Raw genomic sequence first — 21,917 nt, 5'->3', positions numbered from 1 at the left:
TCAAATCAATTAACTCTATGAGCATAAAAAAACGCCTGCTAATAATAGTAGGCGCTTTTTTTTATTTATACAATATTAATAGCGGTGGTTTAAAACACCCGGTTCAAACCATTCAATGCTGCCACACGATACGCTTCTGCCATCGTTGGATAGTTGAAAGTCGTATTTACAAAGTACTCAAGCGTATTGTTGCTCTTACACTTCATCACTGCTTGACCGATGTGAATAATTTCTGAAGCGTGGTTACCGTAGCAATGGATGCCTAGAATCTCTAACGTATCACGATGGAATAATATCTTTAATACGCCTGAACGTTCACCAATGATTTGGGCACGTGCCAGATGTTTAAAGAATGCCTGACCCACTTCATATGGGACTTTTTCATCCGTGAGCTCTTGCTCTGTCTTACCGATACAAGAGATTTCAGGAATCGTATAAATACCAGTCGGTACACTAGATACTGGCTCAGCATCACTATCACCAACCATAAAGGCAGCGGCACAGCGACCTTGGTCATAGGCAGCAGAAGCTAGTGATGGCCAACCGATTACGTCACCCGCCGCATAGATATTGTCGACGTCCGTACAGTAAGTGTCATCTACTTTTAACTGACCACGGCCATTTGCTTTTAGCCCAATGGCTTCTAAATTCAGGCCTTCTGTATTACCTGAGCGACCATTTGACCAAAGAATGGCATCAGATTTGATGCGCTTGCCGCTCTTCAAGTGTAAAACCACATAATCATCATGAGTCTCAAGATGATCAATCTCTTCGTTACTACGGATAAGCACACCGAACTGTCTAAAGTCATGCGCGATGGCATCACTGATTTCGCTGTCTAAGTAATTGAGCAATTGATCTTGGTTATTGATTAGATCAACTTTATAACCAAGTCCAGTAAAGATAGACGCGTACTCACAACCAATCACCCCTGCACCATAAATGATGATTTTTTTGACCACATAATCCATTTGCAAGATTTTGTCAGAGTCAAAAACGCGTGGATGGTTAAAGTCTAAAATTTCAGGACGGTAAGGACGGCTACCGACAGTAATGATGGCTTTATTGAAAGTGATGGTTTCATAAACATTTTCATCGACTTCAATACGTAGCGTATGTGCGTCAATGAAACTTGCCCAACCTTGGATGACTTCGATACGGTTGCGCTCATAAAAGCGTGTATGGGTACTGACTTGACGACGAATAACTTGACGCGCTTTGGCGAGTACTTCATTTAGCGGTACCTGCTTATATTCCATCGCCTTGGTAAACATTGGATCGCGGCGGAAGTTAATCAAGTTAAATACAGATTGGCGTAGTGCTTTACTTGGAATTGTACCGACGTGAGTAGAGTTACCGCCTACTTGATCACGCGGATCGACGACGACTACTCTTTTACCAGATTTAGTCAGCTTCATGGCAGCGGCTTCACCAGCAGGGCCCGCCCCTAAAACAACGGCGTCGTACTCATACTCATGATCGTCACTTTTTAGACGGCGAGAGTCTTTGGTAAAGCCAGATTTAATATCGATTCGTGTATCATCGAGCGGATTCACTAGGTCAGGATGATGCATGACATCATCAGTCACTTGCTCGTGAGTCTGCTCTATCTTTTCTTTTTTGTTCTTACCTTCGGTATGTTCAGGGCTTGGCACGTGTCCGCTAGATTTATTTGATACTTCGGTATGAATATCTTTACCAGTATCGTTGGTCTCGTCGCTTGCACTTTTACTTACCATGATGTCCTCTTTATATTTATTTATCGAGTAAATGTTTGAGATATAAATGAATCAATATGTAGATGAGTTAGTATCATGTAGATAAATGAATACCATCCTACTAAGGCATGCTCACCATACGTTGTGACAATATGTTTTGCAATGTCCAGTGACCAGTAGCGCTCTGTTGCCCTTCGTCAATCTGCGGGCGGGCGCTAATAATGTACTCTGTACCAAGGGTTGGTTTGAAGTCGTCGATCCAGTCATAAGGAATCTGGAATACGCTACCGTCTTTAGATTTAGCAAGTAGACACTGCATTGGCAATTCTGAAGCACAAGCAACACGGTTTGGCATAACGGTCAGTGTCTGTGCTTCTCCCAATACGATACTTGGAATATAGCGCGGCTCAGGTACTGGATCCTTTGCAAATGGTGATGTTTGACAAGCACTCAGTAAAGTCGCTGCACTGATTAAACCTGCCATCAACAACGATGGCTTTATAGATTGATAGGCTGAAATCATAGTATTCTCTATATGGTAATTATCTAGGATGAAATGATGTATGTTTATTAGTGTTTTTTGCGCATTTACGAAAGCTGCTTGAACATTTATTGATACCGATTGAACAGATACTGTTTAAGCTGACATTCACTACCCAATACGGCGTTTGAGACCTGTCATCTGCAAAATACGCGTGGCAATCTCTTCAACAGACATCTCTGATACATCTAAGCTTGGGATACCGTGCGTGATATAGATACCCTGAATCGCGCGCTGCTCTTGCTGGCATTGCTGATAGCTAGAATAACGACTGCCTGCACGGCGCTCTTGACGGATTTTTACCAAGCGATCAGTATCAATAAGCAAACCAAATAGCTTGTCTTTGTGCTCACGTAATGCTTTTGGCAACTGATTGTCGTACAAGTCATCTTCGGTTAAAGGATAATTAGCCGCTCGAATACCGAATTGTAATGCTAAGTATAAAGAAGTCGGCGTCTTACCTGAGCGCGACACACCCACCAAAATAATATCGGCTGCATTATAGTGACGAGTACGCGCGCCATCGTCATTGTCTAAGGCAAAATGCACTGCGTCGATCCGCTCTTTATAGGTTTCAGAATCGACATCGTCATGTGCATGCCCTGAATGACCATCTGGCTCCACACCAGTCTCTTCTGCAACACGGCCAATCAGACCTTCATACATATCTAAATTACAACTGTGTGCTGAGTTGATCTTTTCACGAATTTCAGGATTGACGATCGTATCGAAAACTAATGGCAACGAACCATCGCGCTGATACGCCATATTGATTTGTTCAACCGCATCTTCCGCACGTTCTAAGCTATCGACGTATGGCAATACTCTTGTCTCAAAAGGAACCGAGGCAAACTGACTCAAAATAGCGCGTCCAAGTGTCTCAGCCGTAATCGCTGTGCCATCTGAGATAAAAAACGCCGTTCTAATGGCTTGTGAGCTGTCCAAGTTTAGCGCATGGCGATTTTGGATAGTGGACTTAACTTGTTCAGATGGATTGCTTGAGTACATATCGTTGACACCTCGGTTGAAAACTCAATAGTGACCTTCATTTAGTTTTTGGTATAGATTTTAGTAATAATTCAGACTTGGTAAACAGTTATCAGTTATTGACTATTAATAGCATGAATTTTGCCCGACTTTTTATAGTTGCCTTTATAACTCGTATAACTAGGTTCTATAACTGCCTTCTTCAAACGAACCTTTTTCAACACCTATACCGCACATTTATCATGCAATGTGCATCAACTATCTATGCGCTACATTATACGCATATTAGCCTCTTAATAGAAATCAATGTTACAGGCGTACACTTAGCACCAACATTGTTTTTCATCTTGTCGTCATAGTTAATTCACCTCTTATTAAGACGTTTTTTATGGCACCTCCAATATATGGACATAAGATTGAAACATAAATTATGGAAATACTCTAAATGTGGCTTATTTGAATGCATCTATTTTATGCAGTAATTGGCTTCTGTAAGCGTATAACATCATCACTAACAATGATATTTTTCATCCGAGTAAATACGAAACCTAATCGAACTGGCCCCAATTTATGTAGCAAACCCCACAATTTGTATATTTTTAACAAGTTTTTTGGTGAAAACCCTCGAAATTGTCCTAATATGGCGGTATAATTCACCGTTATAATCTTTACTAAATAACCTTATTTTCTGGAGTTATCATGGCAGCGCAATCTACAGCACTTGTAATCAATCTTGATCAGCTAGGAAAAGACGACATCGAAATGGTTGGTGGTAAGAACGCTTCGCTTGGCGAAATGATCAGCCATCTTTCTGATTTAGGCGTTAGTGTTCCAGGCGGCTTTGCCACCACTTCAAATGCATTCAACCGCTTTTTGACTGAAACAGGCTTGCTTGACAAAATCAATAGCGAGCTAAAAACACTAGACGTAAACGATGTTAATAAGCTTGCCGCTACTGGTAAAAAGATTCGTACTTGGATTATTGAACAAGAACTGCCAAAAGATCTTGAGCAAGAAGTACGTCAATCATTTGAAACCATGAGTGGCGGCGAAGACATCGCTGTTGCTGTACGTTCTTCTGCCACTGCTGAAGATTTGCCAGATGCGTCATTTGCCGGTCAACAAGAAACCTTCTTGAACATTCGCGGTATTGATAACGTCCTAATTGCTATTAAAGAAGTATTTGCCTCTCTATACAACGACCGTGCAATCTCTTACCGTGTACACAAAGGTTTTGAGCACGAAGGTGTTGCACTATCTGCTGCTGTACAGCGTATGGTACGTTCAGAGACTGGTGCTGCTGGTGTTATGTTCACGCTAGATACCGAAAGTGGCTTTGATCAAGTGGTATTCATCACGTCAAGCTATGGCCTAGGTGAAATGGTTGTACAGGGTGCGGTTAACCCAGATGAGTTCTATATCTCTAAGAAATTGCTAGCCAACGGTAAGCCATCAGTTATCCGTCGTAACCTAGGTAGCAAGCATAAGAAAATGGTTTATGGTGATGAAGGCAGCACTGCTAAATCAGTTAAAACCGTTGATGTTGAAAAACAAGATCGCATGCAGTTCTCTCTATCGACTGAAGAGCTAACCTCACTTGCCAAGCAAGCGGTAACGATTGAACAGCATTATGGCCAAGCGATGGATATCGAGTGGGCAAAAGACGGTGATACTAACGAAATCTTTATCGTTCAAGCACGTCCTGAGACTGTTAAGAGCCGTCAAGACAGCAACGTAATGGAACGTTATGTCATCGACACGACTGGCGCAAAAGTATTGTGTGAAGGTCGTTCAATCGGTCAGCGTATCGGTTCAGGTAAAGTGCGTATCGTTAGCAACCTAAACGAGATGGACAAAGTAGAAGAAGGCGACGTACTCGTATCAGACATGACTGATCCGGATTGGGAACCAGTTATGAAGCGCGCTTCTGCTATCATCACCAACCGTGGTGGTCGTACTTGTCACGCTGCTATTATCGCGCGTGAGCTAGGTGTGCCAGCTATCGTTGGTTGTGGTAACGCAACTGAGCTATTGGTTGATGGTCAAGACGTAACTGCTTCTTGTGCTGAAGGTGACACTGGTTTCATTTATGAAAGCCAGATTGATTTTGAAGTACAGACTAACTCTGTTGAATCTATGCCAGAGCTAGCATTCAAAGTGATGATGAACGTTGGTAACCCAGATCGCGCATTCTCATTTACCCAAATGCCAAACGAAGGTATCGGTCTTGCACGTCTAGAGTTCATCATCAACCGTATGATTGGTGTGCATCCAAAAGCTTTGCTAAACATGAACAGCTTGCCACGCGAAATTGCGCAAGCAATCCAAGAGCGTATCGCAGGCTATGCGTCACCTGTTGACTTCTATGTTGATAAATTGGTCGAAGGTATCTCAACGCTAGCTGTTGCCTTTATGGATCAGCCAGTTATCGTTCGTATGTCAGATTTCAAATCAAACGAATACGCTAACCTGCTTGGTGGTAAATTATACGAGCCATCAGAAGAGAACCCAATGCTTGGTTTCCGCGGTGCTAGCCGTTATGTGTCTGATAACTTCCGTGACTGTTTTGAGCTTGAGTGTAAAGCACTAAAACGTGTACGTGATGACATGGGCTTGACCAACGTTGAGATCATGATTCCATTCGTACGTACTGTTGGCGAAGCCAAAGAAGTCATCGAGTTACTTGAGAAAAACGGTCTAAAACGTGGCGAAAATGGTCTACGCGTCATCATGATGTGTGAGCTACCAACCAACGCCCTATTAGCAGAAGAATTCCTAGAGCATTTCGATGGTTTCTCAATCGGTTCTAACGATTTGACTCAGCTAACACTTGGTCTTGACCGTGACTCAGGTATCGTCTCGCATCTATTTGATGAGCGTGATCCTGCTGTTAAGAAGCTATTGTCTATGGCTATCGAAGCTTGCCGTAAGCAAAACAAATACGTCGGCATCTGTGGTCAAGGCCCATCAGACCATCCAGATCTAGCGTTTTGGCTAATGGAGCAAGGTATCAGCTCAGTGTCATTGAACCCTGACTCTGTACTAGATACTTGGTTCTTCTTAGCTGGTGAAGAAGCGAAGTAAACCGCTACGTTTAGTCACAGCGGTCATTCACACAGTCATTAAAGATACCACTATTAGGGTCTATTTGATTTTTTCAAATAGACCCTAATATAATGTCCTAAGACATGACTAACTATGCAGGCAATTATGCAGATTTTCCTTGCTCGAAATAACGTACAAGCTGGCCCATATCAGTTGGAGCAGCTGAATATCATGCTGGCATCTGGTGAAGTATTGCTTGATGATTTGATGTGGCATGAAGGCTTAGCTCAGTGGCAGCGCGTAGGTGATCTTACCAATAACCAAACGGTTTATCGCCCGACCGGTGCTAACACGCCTGAAGTAAATGACTCTATCATCAATAACGTGACCGTCTTCCCTGAAGATACCAATAAAACGAAAGATGATAAGTCAGTATCGTTAGACAGACTATATGGCAAGCCTGAACGTCCTAAAAACGTGAAAGCCGATATGACGACCAATCGTCATCAAACGCCGCACAACAATGTCTCACTGAACAAGTCTACTCTCAAAAAGGCTGTTGCAGACAATGATAAAGTCGTCGGCAACGTGGTACTCGCGCCAATCATGTCACGCGTATTGGCGACTGCATTGAATGGCCTACTTTATATATTGGCCATACTGCCATTAGTAATGGCATTGACTAAGATGGATGTGGACTATACCAAGTTTCAAAACATTCAAGATATGGATGCCGCCTATCAATATTCAATGACGCTAATGGAAAGCCTTCCTAGTAGCACATTGATGATGTCACAGGTGATGGTCTTTGGGCTATTTGCCTTACAATTGGTATTTATTACCATGCGTGGTCAATCGCTAGGCAAGCTGATCACTGGTATTCGTGTTGTGGATCAAACCACGCATCGCCTACCTTCGTTTATTAAGCTTATCGGTACACGTACGTTACTGTTATTTATTATCTATAACTTACTGTTTTCGTTTACCAGCTTTTTAGGCTTTGTGATTATTGCTATCCATTACTACATGGCATCTAAAAGCCCTGAAAACATTGGTTGGCATGACAAACTTGCCAAAACCTTAGTGGTTAAAGCAGACAGTAGCCAACTGGTAAAAAAGTCAAAATCTGAATAATAGTATTTTGGTTTGGTTATTGGTTTTATAGCTCGTTATACTTAAAAAAGCTGCGTACTATCGCGGCTTTTTTATTTAGCAAAGCCTATTTAGCCTCTTTTTATATTTTATTGACAGTAGCTTGATGATTAACCTTTGTGTTAGTTGCCGAGTACTGTTATAATACGGCGCTTTATAAACTAAGCTTATTCTTGATTGTTTTTTATAAAATATGACTAGAATTGGGCTTACCTTATAAATCTCCTTGCTATTAACATAGGGTTAATAGCTACTAATCCGTAAGGAGTCATAATGCGACATTACGAACTGGTGTTACTTGTACACCCAGACCAAAGCGACCAAGTGGTCGGCATGGTTGAGCGCTACATCAAGTTAGTTCAAGACAACAACGGTGTTATCCATCGTCTAGAAGATTGGGGCCGTCGTCAACTGGCTTATCCAATCAACAAGATTCACAAAGCTCATTACGTTCTTTTCAACATTGAAACTGACGGTGAAACTTTAGCTGAACTTGAAGAATTATTCCGTTATAACGACGCGATCATTCGTAGTCTAGTTATGCGCCGTGACGAAGCTGTCACTGAAGAGTCGCAGTTAGCCAAGAATGCCGATGAAAAACGCGCACGCAAAGCAACTACTCGTCGTCCAGACAATCGTGAAAACGATAATGACGACAACGACAACAGTGAAGACTAATTAAAGGAGAATACTCATGGCACGTTTCTATCGCCGTCGCAAATTCTGCCGTTTCACTGCTGAAGGCATCACTCACATCGACTATAAAGATGTTGAATTGCTAAAACAGTACATTAGTGATAATGGTAAAATCGTACCAAGCCGTATTACTGGTACATCTACTAAATATCAGCGTCAATTAGCGACTGCTATCAAGCAAGCTCGTTACTTATCGCTACTTCCATACACTGATAACCATCAAGGTTAACCGCTAACTAGGAATGACTCATGCAAATTATTTTGTTACAGCGTATCGTCAACCTTGGTAAACTCGGTGAAACTGTCGATGTAAAACCAGGTTACGGACGTAACTTTCTTATCCCTCAGGGCAAAGCGCTACCTGCTACTAAAGCTAACATTGAAAAGTTCGAAGCACGTCGTGCTGAACTTGAAGCTGAAGAAGCAAAAGAGATCGCTGTTGCTCAAGAGCGTGCTGATGCATTGACTGACGTTAATGTTATCATGCGTGCTAAATCAGGTGACGAAGGCAAGCTATTCGGCTCTATCGGTACTCGCGATATCGCTGAAGCATTGACTAACTCAGGTCTAGAAGTAGACCGTGCTGAAATCAAGCTACCTGAAGGGACTCTACGTCAAGTTGGCGAATACAATGTTGATATTCAGCTACATCATGACGTTACTGCTAGCATCTTAGTTACTATTCTTTCTGAAGATGGTAACAACGAAGATTCAGCTGACGAAGAAGCTGCTGAAGAAGACTATTCTGAAGAGTAATCTTCTATATAGTTAGACTCAGTCTATAAAAAACCAGCAACTTAGGTTGCTGGTTTTTTTACGTGCGTCATTTTTGACCTTAAGGTCTATGTATTTAGAATATTTATATCGCTAACTTGCACTCCTTTATCTCGATAAATTAGGATTTTATATATTCCTAAACAGCTTAGAATTCTCAAAAAATCTATTGCTATGATAGCGGTGTTATCTATGCAATGTTGTAGTAACTAAATGCAACAACTACCTTAAAAACGCTATACCAAACAACAAGATACTGCCTATATAATCATCTTTATTACTATTAGCAGAATTGATAATCTACTGCTATCTAATGTACTAATAGGGCGCAAGAACATGAAAGAAAATAATAACATCCATACCGATGACAAGCTTATCTGTATCCAAGGTAATGCATACTATTCCGAAGGTGAAATATATACAGTTGGCAGAATAGTTAATGACAAATACTTTCAGCTGCTGACCAGTGGCAACGATGATCATTGGTATGCCACGTTGGATGATCAAGGCATTTACGTCAGCTTTGATACTGAAACTGCTACCAATAATAAAGCTTTCTTTGATAAGATTGCCTAATTGTTAATCAGGGTACTTCTTAGAATATCTATCCTAAAAATAATTATTACTCAGGTAGATAAATATTGTTTAGACAAAAACTGGTCATTATAGATGGCCAGTTTTTTTGGTTTGAAGTATTAGCAATTGCTAGTTATAAAAGTATTTCCACACACGTCTTCGACGTTTTATTACTAATTTCTCTCATTTCAAAATTAAGTATCTCTCAATTTTTTGTCGACAGCGCCAACTATTTAACGAATCTATTTCCTAGCGGCGTCTATTTGCTATAAAATATGCCCCTTTAAAATTTCGTATCGTTAGTGATGCAGATAGTTGGTTCGATATCGTTTACATGTAGACATGGTAAAAGCCTGTGAAAGTACTACACAGAGTAGACTTAGCAAGCTATATACCCTGTTTAATCTCGATATAATTGGCTATATTGCATTGGTAATCAATTAAGATATAAACCATATTGAGACAGTGATGATTGTATTTTGGCTTGTGCTGACCATTCTTTTTATTATTTTCGCTACCGCAAAACTAAAGTGGCATCCCTTTTTAGTATTGATCTTGTCCGCTTTTTTGGTCGCGCTATTTTATCAAGTACCGCTTAATACTGTCGCCAAAACGATTTCTGATGGTTTCGGTGGTATCTTAGGCTATATCGGTCTTGTGATTGTATTTGGTACAATTATTGGCTTAATCCTTGAAAAAACAGGTGCGGCTATCGTAATGGCAGAGTCAGTCATCAAAGTATTGGGGCCACGCTTCCCTACTTTGACCATGTCTATCGTCGGTGCAGTCGTTTCTATACCTGTATTTTGTGACTCTGGCTATATTATCTTGAACTCTCTAAAAGAGTCTTTAGCTGAGCGCCTACATGTATCAAGTGTCGCGATGAGCATTGCCTTGGCAACTGGTCTATACGCTACCCACACGTTCGTACCGCCGACGCCAGGCCCAATCGCAGCGGCAGGTAACTTAGGTCTAGAGTCAAATCTAGGTTTGGTCATTATGGTCGGTGTGGTCGTGACAGCAGTTGCGGTACTAGCTGGCTGGTGGTGGTCTAATCGCTTTCTTAACGCTACTCCTGACAATATCAATGCGGCAGACGCTCCTACAGCCGCAATGCCTGAAGGAATGAAGACTCGTGATGATTACAGCCACTTGCCTTCAGCGACAATGGCGTTTTTACCGATTATCGTGCCTATCATATTAATCTGTCTGTCGTCGGTTGCTAATTTCCCAAGCGCACCATTTGGCAGTAGCATGGTAGCAGAGATTTTAATATTCATTGGTAACCCGCTTACTGCACTACTTATCGGTTTGTTCTTATCGTTTTTCCTGATTAAATCAAGCCAAAAAACGCAAGAAATCAGCGACAGTATCTCGCAAGGCTTGGTAGTGGCAGCCCCTATCCTATTGATCACTGGTGCTGGTGGCGCGTTTGGTGCCATGCTAAAAGTGACGCCGATCGGTGATTACCTAGGTTCGACGCTATCTGCTTTGGGTTTAGGTATCTTCATGCCATTTATCGTCTCTGCTGCACTAAAAACAGCACAAGGCTCAACCACAGTCGCATTGGTTACGACTTCTGCTATGGTTGCCCCACTATTGAGCCAGATTGGCCTAGACAGCGAACTTGGACGCGTGTTCTGCGTGATGGCAATTGGTGCTGGTGCAATGACCATCTCACATGCCAATGACAGCTTCTTTTGGATTGTTAGCCAGTTTAGTCGTATGAGCGTGGCACAAGCGTACAAGGCTCATTCAATGGCCACTGGTATCCAAGGTGTGACTAGCATCGTATTTATCTGGTTGTTGACCCTAGTATTTATCTAGTTCATGAGATTGGGTACTTATACATACGTTTATTTGATTATTACTAAGTAAACGTTTTAAAACATGACACTATCGCAATGATCGTGTCATTAAGATATTCAAAGAGAGCCGTATGAAAATTTTGATCGCCCCTGACTCGTTTAAAGAAAGTTTAGAAGCACTGGACGTGTGCCATGCCATTCAGTCTGGCTTTAGTCAAGTGTTTCCAGATGCTGACTACAAGCTGTTGCCAATGGCCGATGGCGGTGAAGGCACCTCAGCGGTATTGTCTTATGTATTGGGCGGGCGCTGGAAAGAAGTCAGAGTACATGACCCATTGATGAGACCGATTACCGCAAAGTATCTGTTATTGCCTGACGCGACCGCTGTTATCGAAGTGGCTCAAGCGTGCGGATTGCATCTACTGACAGCTGATGAGCGTAATCCTGTTATTGCGAGCAGTTATGGTGTTGGGGAGCTGATCGAAGATGCATTAGAAGAAGGTGCTAAGCGTATCGTTATCGGTCTAGGTGGTAGCGCAACCAATGATGCAGGCCTTGGCATGCTAATGGCGCTAGGCATAACATTTCATGACATCAATGATAGCCTACTGACTCATGGTGGTGGCGCACTTGCCAGCCTACATAAGCTCGATAATACTAGCCTGCATGCAAAGATATCAGACACGGTATTTGAGGTTGCTTGTGATGTGACCAATCCATTATGCGGTCTGCTGGGTGCAAGCGCAGTATTTGGCCCACAAAAAGGCGCGTGCCCAGAACAAGTCAATACTTTGGACAAGGCACTCAGTCAATTTGCGACCATATGTGGACAGCATGGCTATGAAGACTGTCAATACGTTGAAGGCGCTGGCGCGGCTGGCGGTCTTGGCTATGCGATGATGACGTTCTTTCAAGCTCAGCTAAAGTCAGGCTTTGATACGGTGGCCGAAGTGGCTCACCTGTCACAGCATATCGCAGAGACTGATCTCGTCATCACTGGCGAAGGTAAGCTCGATGCACAAACAGCCATGGGTAAAGTGGCAGGCGGTATCAGCCAAATCGCTAACGCCAGCCGTACACCTGTTATCGCTATCTGCGGCAGCGTCGATGGGCTAAAACCTGCTCAGACTAGCCAGTTCGATGTGGTCATGCCGAGTATCCAAAAAGTAGACACGATTGATAACGTGTTAGGCTCTGCTTATAACAATATTGAAACTACTGCTGCTAATATCGCTGCAAGTATCAAACTTGGGCAGACTTTAAGATAGATGCAATTTTTCATAGGCTCAATCTATCAATAAGCCTCCTTCACTAAATGCACAGCTATTGAACTTTCGATTAACCCTTCGTTAGCTGTGCATTTATCATTCTTAACATGTCTATAGCCATTTTTTTACTTCGTCAATGACCGTATGCATTCTATTAGAAAGTGCTTGCTGTCGTCTGACTGCCAGATATAGCGTCTCACTAACGGCAACTGGTAAATGATGACTGTTAATCAGCTCAGGCTTTGAATAAGCAGCCACGGCATGTGCTGGCAAAACAGTAAAGCCTAATCCTCTGCTGACTGGCTCTAAGATTAACCCTATCTGATTCGAAAATCCTTTTTTCTCAAAATCATTGATATGCTGAAATTGCTCATAATTGGCAGTCAGTAGCATGCCTGCATGATGGGCGCCATCCGGATGATCGATAAATCCAAGTGCCATAAGCTGCTCCCAGCTAGGCTCTACTGTAGCCGCAGGGGTTACTAGTATCAATGCTTCTTGTGCCATAGGTTTGCAGCTAACCGTTTCATCGTCTGATACATCTGTCATAAAGCCGATATCAATCTCGTGATTTGCCAACGCCCGCTCAATGTCAGAATTGGGTGCAAAGCGGTAATCAATTACTAGTTTTGGATGCTGCTGCTGTAGTGTCAAAAGCTGCGGATATAGTTTGAGGCCCACACTACCCGGTGACATCAACCGTACCAATCCTTCATAAGGCGGATCTTCACCGATTCGCTGTTCTAAATTTGATAATCGCTGCAGTATCTCGCCTGCTTCTTTATAAAGCTGCTCACCTGCATTGGTCAATGAAAACTGCTTTCCTTGTCGAATCAACAAGTCTGTATCTAGTTGCTCCTCTAACTTACTTATGTGTTGGCTCACACCAGACTGCGTCATATATAGACGTTCAGCCGTACGAGTAAAGTGTCCAACTTCGGCAAGCGTACAGAAAGTTCGTAGCCATGTGATATTTATCATTACATCTCATACTTATTTATATAATATTTGATAATTTTACATAATAACGGTGCATTTGTATACTGGTCTCACGTTAAACAAGAGCACAGCAAACAGGAGCACAAATTATGAACAACGTTTATCCAAGAAGCTTTTCGCACATCGGTCTGTCAGTCCCTGACTTAGATGCCGCCGTAAAATTTTATACCGAAGTGATGGGTTGGTACACCATCATGGAACCAACTGAGATTGTCGAAGATGACAGCCCGATTGGTGAGATGTGTACTGAAGTATTTGGTGCAGGTTGGGGCAGCTTCCGTATCGCTCACTTATCTACTGGTGACCGTATCGGTGTTGAGATTTTTGAATTCAAAAATCAAGAAAACCCTGAAAACAACTTTGAATATTGGAAAACAGGTATCTTTCACTTCTGTGTTCAAGATCCAAATGTTGAAGAGTTGGCTGAGCGTATGGTTGCAGCAGGCGGTAAAAAGCGTATGGAAAAACCACGCTACTACTACCCTGGCGAAAAACCTTACCGCATGATTTATATGGAAGACCCGTTCGGTAACATCGTTGAGATTTATAGCCACAGTTACGAGCTTATCTATAGCGAAGGCGCATACTAGGTTCAGTATATATACAGCTTAGTATAGATTTAGATTATATCTGATTGAAAAACCAATAGCGTACTAATCATCTGAGTGCGCTATTTTTTCGTGCGCTTTCTATGTGCTCCATCTATCGTATAGAATATGAGCCATGCTACTATTTAGTCAACTATATATAAAACTATAAACCAACCCATTATCAAGGATGATAAATGACTCAATTAGGCACCACTCTAGACCTAGACGACCTTCTGGTTATTAGAGAAGACAATAAAGAAAGTGGCGTCGTCACGCTCACCTTAAACCAACCCAAACAATTCAATGCCCTGTCCGTTGAAGTACTATCTGCCATGCAAGCAGAGCTAGACAAAATCGCTCAGGATGACACAATTAGAGTAGTCGTGATTCAAGCGACAGGCAAAGCATTCTGTGCTGGTCATAATCTAAAACAGATGCACACGCATGCAGATGCAGCATTTCACCGTGCCCTATTCCAGCAATGTAGCAAAATGATGCTTACTATCAACTGTATGCCACAAGTCGTTATTGCAAAAGTACAAGGGATTGCTACCGCTGCAGGATGTCAGCTGGTCGCCGCTTGTGACTTGGCCGTTGCCGCTGATAATGCAAAATTTGCCACCTCTGGGATAAATGTTGGACTGTTCTGCTCCACGCCTGCCGTTGCTGTCAGCCGTAACCTACCTCGTAAGCAAGCTTTTGAGATGCTAATCACAGGTGAGTTCATCGATGCGCATACTGCCTTGCAATATGGATTGATCAATCGAGTCGCACCAGCAGAGCAACTCGATCAAACACTACAGTCACTGATAATAGCAATTACTTCCAAATCTCCGGTAGCGGTGAGAACTGGCAAAGATATGTTTTATAAACAACTGGATATGAACGTTGAAGATGCATATGACTATGCCAGTGAAGTAATGACGGGCAATATGATGGCAGACGATGTGGGTGAAGGTATTGATGCTTTTATTGAGAAACGCCAAGCGGTATGGAAAGGGTGCTAATTCCTATAATAATCATTGTATTGCTTAGCTGACGTCACATAGCGTAAGCTTTATCTAGAAAGCTAGCACGCCCTTTTTCAATAATTAAACTTGCTTATTGCCAAGTACAAAAAAGGCCACGATATCGCTATCATGGCCTTTTTTATTTCTATTTGATACAGATACTGCGAGCCGTTTATTACTCAGCAGCAATGGCGATCATCTCAACCAATAGCTCAGGACGTGCTAAAGCTGACTCACCACAAGCGCGAGCTGGTGGCTGAACACCTTCAAACCACTGGTCATAGACTTCATTCATGGCAGCAAAGTCAGCCATATCTTTGATCCAAACCGTTACTGATAGTAGCTTTGATTTATCACTACCAACTTCTTCTAGCAACGTTTGGATTTTTTCTAGACAAGTCAATGTTTGCGCTTTGATATCGTCTTCTGCATTACCTACCTGACCACACAAATAGATAGTTTGGTTATGGATTACGGTTTTGCTCATACGTTGATTGCTGTGTAGCTTCTTAATCATGTCTATACCTTTCATTTATTAATTTAAGTCTGTGCTAACTATAATCAATCCACTATAAAAGCGTTACAGCGTTAACCTCGCTTGAAGTATCACATATACATCTGCACTCGGTTGCCTTGTACCGCTCTTAAATTGGATCAACTATATATCAGATACGCGCTTAGTTAGAAAAACGCTGGGCACTAAATGGTGCAAGATCGACCAATGCAGGCTTATCGTGAATCATCTCTTCGACCAGACGCCCTGTCATTGGTCCTAAGGTAAAGCCTTGATGGCTGTGACCAAATGCGAACCATAGTTTGTCATGCTTGTCTGCAGGACCGATTACTGGCTTCATATCAGGCATACAAGGACGAGAGCCTGCCCATGCTTCACTCTCAACCGCATCTTCTAGTGGCAAGATTTTTTTCGCCAGCTTCAATACAGTTTTTAACTGACCAAAGTTCTTTGGCGCATTCATCGTGGTCATCTCAGCACCAGTAGTAATACGGATACCCTGCTGCATTGGCCCCATCACAAAGCCTTTGTCCATATCAAACATACTGTGATTGATAGTGTTCTTTTCTGTCACTTTGAAATGCTGATGATAGCCGCGCATTGGGAACAATGGCAAGTTATAGCCAAGTGGTCTGATCAAATCATTAGACCATGGGCCTGCTGCGATAACCAATTTGTCACTATAGTAGGTATCGTTATCAGTGATAACTTTCCAGCCTTCGCCGTCTTTTACGATTTCTTTCACATCGCTTTCTTTGATCGTACCCTGCATATCTTGGAAGTTTTTTGCATAAGCTTTCACGAGCGAGCTTGGGTTCGATACTTGCCAAGAGTTTTTCCAATGAATCGCACCAACAAAACCTTCAAAATTGGCACTAGGCTCCATGGCTTTTAGTTCTGCAACGTTCAACACATTATGCTCAACTCCTTGGTTGCGAGCATCAATGGCTGCTGCTTGCGCTTCTTTAAACGTCTCTTCTGAGCGATGCAATTGCAACCAACCATCACGAGTAATGAGCTCGTCAGCACCAGAAGCGCTAATCATGGTTTGGTGCTCACTGGTACAATGCTCAATCAACGTCTGCCACTCTGATTCAATCTTTTTGACTGAAGCAGGTGTAGAGTATTTCCAGTACTGAAGCAGGGCTTGGTGATAACGCAAAATGGCTGGAATACGATAGCGAATATCGGTACCTTGGTTTGGCAACACTCTGATCATTTCTGTCAGCTGACGAGGAAAAGGATGTGTATGAATGGCTTCGCGCTGAATCAATCCTGCATTGCCGTATGAGGTCTCTGACCCTGGCAACTTTTTGTCTAACAATAATACATTTGAGTTATTTTTTTGTAGATGCCACGCGATTGACGTGCCAACCATACCTGCACCGATAACGATAACTTCGTAGCGCATAACCTATCCTTTTCTTAGGGTGTTAATACAGAGTATCAAATATAAGGGTCTAACAGAATTAGGTGGTAATAGTAACGCATTAGGACAAATTTGAAACCCTTATCTGAGAAATATTTTTGCGTCACATACTTTTGGTTATGAGGTTTCTGAGAAGGTATTTTTGATAGGAATAATACTAGCTCTGAGCAATAATCTAGCAACAAATTTGATGAAAATAGCGTCAAATTATTCCATTTTTTTGATCATGAAACTTTCGACTATTCGAAAGCTCACTTATCTATATTACTGAATAACCTTATTAGCTTATGTTTAATTGATTGGATAATCAACTCAACATAGCGTATTACCACCAAATGGGATCATCGTCTTCTATCATGGTCCGCCTTGTCGTCTCAACCGTTACCTCGTTTGCAGATAGCTCAGCGATAAAACGTGACGGCTTATCAAAATATCCAGAATAACTAGAAAAGTAGTTTGGTGCTGTCAGATATAACTGCGTTTTGGCACGACTACAGGCAACATAAAACAGCTTACGCTCTTCTTCTAATGCTTCAAAGTCATCCAAAGAACGGTGATGCGGCGTGATGCCATCTACCAATGAGTTAACAAACACTACTGGCCACTCAAGTCCCTTAGCACTATGAATGGTCGAGATAGTGACTTTGTCATTGCTACTGTCTTGTCCATTATCCAGATTACCCATGACAGCCACCGAATCATTAGGAGGGTCTAAAGCGAGGTTTTCTAAAAAACTATCAAGGCTTGTGTGCTCTGTCGCTAAGTTCTTTAGCACCCGAAAGTCTTCGGTACGCTCACGCCAATTGTCTTCAATCAGCTTTAACACTGGAATATAAAACTCAAGAATATTCTCAATAGCTGTCTCGACCGATTCAGCTTGCTGTGCCTTAGTAAGCGCATGATATAGAGGTTCTAGCTGATCACTTTTTTTTGCAAAAGGCGCTGCCAGTAAAGATTCAAACGCATTATTGTCAGCAGTAATAGCTTGGGTTAAGCGCGTCGCCGTCACTGCACCCACCCCTTTAAACAAAGTTAAAATACGATGCCAAGCGATTGTGTCATTTGGGTTGTAGAGTATTTTGACAAAGGCCAATACGTCTTTGATATGACGTCTTTCAATGAACTTGATACCACCCACGACGATAAAGGGAATATTGCGCGCCATAAACTCTAGCTGTACGTAATTGGACTGAAAAGACGTACGGCATAATACCGCAAAGTCGTTGTAGTCATACTCTGGCTTTAGCGCGACAATTTTATCAGTGATATAGCCCGCTTCTTTTGGCTCATCACTTAGTCGTCGAAATACTGGTTTGTGTCCTTCTATCGGCGCATCAGAATACAGCTGCTTTTGATAGCCTAGCGTGATTTGCGCGGACAACGCGTTGATATAATTTAAAACGGATGGCGAGCTGCGATAATTTTGCTCAAGCTTAATAAGTTTGGCTTGAGGATAAGTCTCACCGAATAGCAAAATATTTTCATAATTGGCACCGCGAAACGCGTAAATACTTTGATTGTCGTCGCCGACTACCATCAGTGATACCGTCTCAGGCTCACATATTAAGTCGATTAGCTGCTTTTGCGGAATATTAGTGTCTTGATACTCATCAACCATAATGTAACGATACTGGCTTTGCAGTAGCTGTCGAAAGGTGTCATTGGTCTTCAAATGACGTACCACTTGGCTGATAATATCGTCAAAATCATATAAGTGATTGGCCCGCTTGTACTCATGAAAGTCGACTGCCAATTGTTCGATAATTGGAATATGTACGGCGATATCTGGGTAGTTACTTTCGATTAAGTCGCGAATATGTATACGTCTACTTCTAGACGTCGATATGATATTTTGCAGTGTTTTTTTGCGCGGAAAGGCCTGTGCCTTGGTTTGAGCAGGATACTTTTTTTCTTTATGCACCAAGTCGATAGCATCCTCACTATCGCCAGTATCCAAAATCGTAAACCTTGGATTGATACCGAGTAGTCCTGAATACTGGCGCAGCAGCATATTACAAAACGAGTGAAAAGTACCACTAGTGATGCTATTTAATGCTTTATCAGTTGGCAGCTTATCCTCAGCCAGCTCTTCGTCTGATAGTTCTTGATTTGAAAGACTGCTTGCTAGCAAGGACTTAGCTCTATCCTTTATCTCATTCGCGGCTTTACGCGTAAAGGTCAGTAGCAAAATCTCTTTAGGCGACACCCCATTTTCTAATAGATAACTGGTCCGATAGGTCAAGGTTTTGGTCTTGCCTGAGCCAGCTCCAGCAATTACCAATACTTTGCCCTCGATCGTAGTCGCGGCCATTAACTGATCGGGATTTAACTCTCTGGCATAGTAAACCTTTAACCCCAATCCACTATCTAGCCTCTGCTTTAACAACTTAATATTTGTCGTCTCAGCAGTATCGATTAAATTCGCTTCTAACTTTTTAATGGCCTGCTCAAGTCGAGTCAGTTTAGGCTTCATCTCAAGGAAGTTCTGCGGGTATTTATAGTGGCGTGTGTCAAAAATCGAGGTTGTCATTGTCTAAAATTGCCTTACATTTTATTTTAGCGATATTATCAGCGTATGTCTGACTGTTTATAGCTTTAGAATAAGTATGATTTGCTAAAATTGACAGAATATATGTGCTGAATTTACGTGAAGTTCAAGCCCTTATCTATGCGTGACAGTTTAGCATATTAAAAAATAGGATTTATTAGCCCACATGAGCTATGCGTCACTCTTATTGATTCGCCTTATTCATTTCTAAGCCCCAAATATGACCTGCTTTTATCATAAAGCTGCTTATCATTATCAGGTAAAAACCTGAGCATATACCGTAACAACCTCACCCCTATTCAGGTAAATTTGCTACAATGTGCCCAATTTTGATTTATCATTTAACCAAACTTTATACCAACTGATTTTATTAATACATTGAGAGAATGTTATGGGTTTTAATTGCGGCATCGTCGGCCTACCAAACGTGGGTAAATCCACCTTGTTTAATGCGTTGACCAAAGCGGGTATCGCCGCTGAAAACTTTCCATTTTGTACCAAAGATCCCAACACGGGTATCGTGCCAGTACCAGACCCACGCCTAAAACAACTGGCTGATATCGTCAATCCTGAACGCGTATTACCAACGACCATGGAGTTTGTCGATATTGCAGGTTTGGTCGCAGGCGCGTCAAAAGGCGAAGGCATGGGCAACCAGTTCCTAGCGAACATCCGTGAGACCGATGCAATTGCTCATGTGGTACGCTGTTTTGATGATGACAATGTGGTACACGTTGATGGCCGCGTTAGCCCGATTGATGATATCGAAACCATCAATACTGAACTGGCACTTGCGGATCTAGAAGCTGTTGAGCGCGCGGTATTTAACTTGACCAAAAAAGCAAAAGGCGGCGATAAAGATGCTGGCGCCATGCTTGATGTGTTCAAAAAGATTGAGCCATTACTAGCAGAAGGCAAAGCGGCTCGTGCTGCTAACCTAGACGCTGATGAGAAAAAACTGATCAGAAGCTATGGTCTAATCACGCTAAAACCAACCATGTATATCGCTAACGTCTCTGAAGATGGTTTTGAAAATAACCCATACCTTGACGCTGTTCGTGATTATGCCACTGGTGAAGACTCTATCGTCATCGCCCTATGCAACCAGATCGAATCTGAAATCGCTCAGCTCGATGAAGACGATAAAAAAGACTTCCTAGCTGAGATGGATATGGAAGAAGCTGGTCTTGATCAAGTCATTCGCGGTGGCTATGACTTACTTGATATGCAGACTTACTTTACCGCTGGCGTAAAAGAAGTACGTGCTTGGACTGTCGCTATTGGTGCGACAGCGCCGCAAGCAGCTGGCGTGATTCATACTGATTTTGAGCGTGGTTTTATTCGTGCTGAAGTCATTGCGTATGACGACTTTATCGAATACAACGGTGAAAAAGGCGCTGCTGCTGCTGGTAAATCGCGTCTAGAAGGTAAAACTTACATCGTGCAAGATGGCGATGTGATGCACTTTAGATTTAACGTGTAACTTTAAGTAGTACAGATTATTTAAAGTTAATTAGCCGATGTTGGATATTCTCCATCATCGGCTTTATTTTGTCAGTATATTGTTATATTATAACATATCTTTATTTTGCTTATTTAAGGACTTATATTATGGCGGCTTATTTCTCTTTCTCTAAACTTGCAGGTATTACTATACTAGGTAGTGTGATGGCAGGCTCTCTATTGGGCTGTCAGCCAAACAACGATACCGATGCAGTGGCATCTGAAGAAGCACCAATAGATAATCACGCCGAACATGAACAAGGTCATGAGATGCATGATGATAAAGAGCATGAAGATCACGGCCACGAAGAGCATAGTGATATGGAACACGATCATGAAGGGCCTAATCATGAAGATCACAGTCATGAAAGTCATAGCCACGAGGAACATGCGCACGCAGGTCACGATCATGCAGCTCATGCCAGCAGCACTCCTTTCTCTTGTGAGCCTACTGCTACTATCGGCGTTTCTTATCATAGCGACAGTACACCGCAGACAGCGCATTTGCTCATCGATGGTATCGAATACGATTTAACAGCTACTGCTAATAGTGAAACTGATGCTGATAAGGGCATCTATATCAGCGATATTGGATTAGACGATACCCACGGCATCATATGGCAAGTCAATGGAGACAAAGCGACGTTGCTTAATAAGACACTGGACAGCGATGTAGCTATCGACAAGGAAGACGTACTTTTTAACTGTCAAAAGTCTTAATATAGTCGTTTCAATATAATTTGGATACAAGCAAGGCGA

The 21,917-nt window shown here is 42.3% G+C and carries 19 protein-coding genes; 12 read left to right on the top strand and 7 right to left on the bottom strand.

Annotated elements, in window-relative coordinates:
* Positions 1–89: 89 nt before the first annotated feature.
* From sthA to ACIGBM_RS05050, 3 genes are all read right to left on the bottom strand, one after another.
* Positions 90–1,739: a Si-specific NAD(P)(+) transhydrogenase gene (gene sthA / locus ACIGBM_RS05060; protein ID WP_057759390.1), complete on the bottom strand. Its 1,650-nt coding sequence runs from the start codon at positions 1,737–1,739 to the stop codon at positions 90–92.
* Between the two features lie 100 nt (positions 1,740–1,839).
* Positions 1,840–2,241 (bottom strand): DUF4377 domain-containing protein, encoded by a 402-nt coding sequence (locus tag ACIGBM_RS05055; protein ID WP_397476964.1) that lies wholly within the window; start codon positions 2,239–2,241, stop codon positions 1,840–1,842.
* Positions 2,242–2,370: 129 nt separating this feature from the next.
* Complete coding sequence (locus ACIGBM_RS05050) at positions 2,371–3,267, bottom strand: pyruvate, water dikinase regulatory protein (RefSeq protein ID WP_101205440.1); 897 nt, start codon at positions 3,265–3,267, stop codon at positions 2,371–2,373.
* Between the two features lie 678 nt (positions 3,268–3,945).
* Between ACIGBM_RS05050 and ppsA the strand changes: the two genes are divergently transcribed.
* The 8 genes from ppsA to ACIGBM_RS05010 all read left to right on the top strand — a co-directional run bounded on the left by ppsA (position 3,946) and on the right by ACIGBM_RS05010 (position 12,565).
* A complete protein-coding gene (gene ppsA, locus ACIGBM_RS05045; protein ID WP_102091300.1) occupies positions 3,946–6,330 on the top strand; it encodes a phosphoenolpyruvate synthase in 2,385 nt (794 codons plus the stop codon).
* Between the two features lie 114 nt (positions 6,331–6,444).
* Entirely contained in the window at positions 6,445–7,425 is a 981-nt protein-coding gene (locus ACIGBM_RS05040) for an RDD family protein (RefSeq protein WP_397476963.1), read from the top strand.
* 291 nt (positions 7,426–7,716) lie between these two features.
* Positions 7,717–8,121, top strand: a complete 405-nt coding sequence (rpsF, locus tag ACIGBM_RS05035; RefSeq protein ID WP_101205443.1) for a 30S ribosomal protein S6 — start codon at positions 7,717–7,719, stop codon at positions 8,119–8,121.
* Between the two features lie 16 nt (positions 8,122–8,137).
* On the top strand, positions 8,138–8,368 hold the full coding sequence (gene rpsR, locus ACIGBM_RS05030; RefSeq protein WP_010198808.1) for a 30S ribosomal protein S18: 231 nt from the start codon (positions 8,138–8,140) through the stop codon (positions 8,366–8,368).
* A gap of 20 nt (positions 8,369–8,388) precedes the next feature.
* Positions 8,389–8,895 carry a 50S ribosomal protein L9 gene (gene rplI, locus ACIGBM_RS05025; protein WP_057759378.1) on the top strand — a complete coding sequence of 169 codons (507 nt, stop codon included), beginning with the start codon at positions 8,389–8,391 and terminating at the stop codon, positions 8,893–8,895.
* Between the two features lie 354 nt (positions 8,896–9,249).
* Positions 9,250–9,489 (top strand): hypothetical protein, encoded by a 240-nt coding sequence (locus ACIGBM_RS05020; RefSeq protein WP_397476962.1) that lies wholly within the window; start codon positions 9,250–9,252, stop codon positions 9,487–9,489.
* Positions 9,490–9,957: 468 nt separating this feature from the next.
* Positions 9,958–11,316, top strand: coding sequence for a GntP family permease (locus ACIGBM_RS05015; protein ID WP_397476961.1), 1,359 nt, complete (start codon positions 9,958–9,960; stop codon positions 11,314–11,316).
* Between the two features lie 112 nt (positions 11,317–11,428).
* On the top strand, positions 11,429–12,565 hold the full coding sequence (locus ACIGBM_RS05010; protein WP_397476960.1) for a glycerate kinase: 1,137 nt from the start codon (positions 11,429–11,431) through the stop codon (positions 12,563–12,565).
* Positions 12,566–12,676: 111 nt separating this feature from the next.
* Here the strand turns inward: ACIGBM_RS05010 and ACIGBM_RS05005 are convergent, their stop codons facing one another.
* Positions 12,677–13,546, bottom strand: a complete 870-nt coding sequence (locus ACIGBM_RS05005; protein WP_397476959.1) for a LysR family transcriptional regulator — start codon at positions 13,544–13,546, stop codon at positions 12,677–12,679.
* 107 nt (positions 13,547–13,653) lie between these two features.
* Between ACIGBM_RS05005 and ACIGBM_RS05000 the strand changes: the two genes are divergently transcribed.
* Both ACIGBM_RS05000 and ACIGBM_RS04995 read left to right on the top strand, forming a co-directional pair.
* Positions 13,654–14,154, top strand: coding sequence for a lactoylglutathione lyase family protein (locus ACIGBM_RS05000; RefSeq protein WP_101205448.1), 501 nt, complete (start codon positions 13,654–13,656; stop codon positions 14,152–14,154).
* A 194-nt stretch (positions 14,155–14,348) separates the two neighbouring features.
* Positions 14,349–15,161, top strand: coding sequence for an enoyl-CoA hydratase (locus ACIGBM_RS04995; RefSeq protein ID WP_397476958.1), 813 nt, complete (start codon positions 14,349–14,351; stop codon positions 15,159–15,161).
* Positions 15,162–15,339: 178 nt separating this feature from the next.
* Here the strand turns inward: ACIGBM_RS04995 and ACIGBM_RS04990 are convergent, their stop codons facing one another.
* From ACIGBM_RS04990 to ACIGBM_RS04980, 3 genes are all read right to left on the bottom strand, one after another.
* On the bottom strand, positions 15,340–15,678 hold the full coding sequence (locus ACIGBM_RS04990; protein WP_102091315.1) for a RidA family protein: 339 nt from the start codon (positions 15,676–15,678) through the stop codon (positions 15,340–15,342).
* A 163-nt stretch (positions 15,679–15,841) separates the two neighbouring features.
* Positions 15,842–17,089 (bottom strand): NAD(P)/FAD-dependent oxidoreductase, encoded by a 1,248-nt coding sequence (locus ACIGBM_RS04985; RefSeq protein ID WP_397476957.1) that lies wholly within the window; start codon positions 17,087–17,089, stop codon positions 15,842–15,844.
* Positions 17,090–17,432: 343 nt separating this feature from the next.
* On the bottom strand, positions 17,433–19,637 hold the full coding sequence (locus ACIGBM_RS04980) for an ATP-dependent helicase (RefSeq protein WP_397476956.1): 2,205 nt from the start codon (positions 19,635–19,637) through the stop codon (positions 17,433–17,435).
* Positions 19,638–20,046: 409 nt separating this feature from the next.
* On the opposite strand from ACIGBM_RS04980, the gene ychF reads away from it, so the two are divergent.
* Together ychF and ACIGBM_RS04970 are read left to right on the top strand one after the other, a co-directional pair.
* Positions 20,047–21,138, top strand: a complete 1,092-nt coding sequence (ychF, locus tag ACIGBM_RS04975) for a redox-regulated ATPase YchF (RefSeq protein WP_102094907.1) — start codon at positions 20,047–20,049, stop codon at positions 21,136–21,138.
* A 128-nt stretch (positions 21,139–21,266) separates the two neighbouring features.
* Positions 21,267–21,878, top strand: coding sequence for a hypothetical protein (locus ACIGBM_RS04970; protein ID WP_397476955.1), 612 nt, complete (start codon positions 21,267–21,269; stop codon positions 21,876–21,878).
* The last annotated feature ends 39 nt before the right edge of the window (positions 21,879–21,917 follow it).

Source organism: Psychrobacter sp. NPDC077938 (assembly GCF_044542635.1).
GTDB lineage: Bacteria > Pseudomonadota > Gammaproteobacteria > Pseudomonadales > Moraxellaceae > Psychrobacter.
The sequence above is the reverse complement of the archived record's forward strand: the minus strand, read 5'-3'. Positions and strand labels throughout refer to the sequence as shown.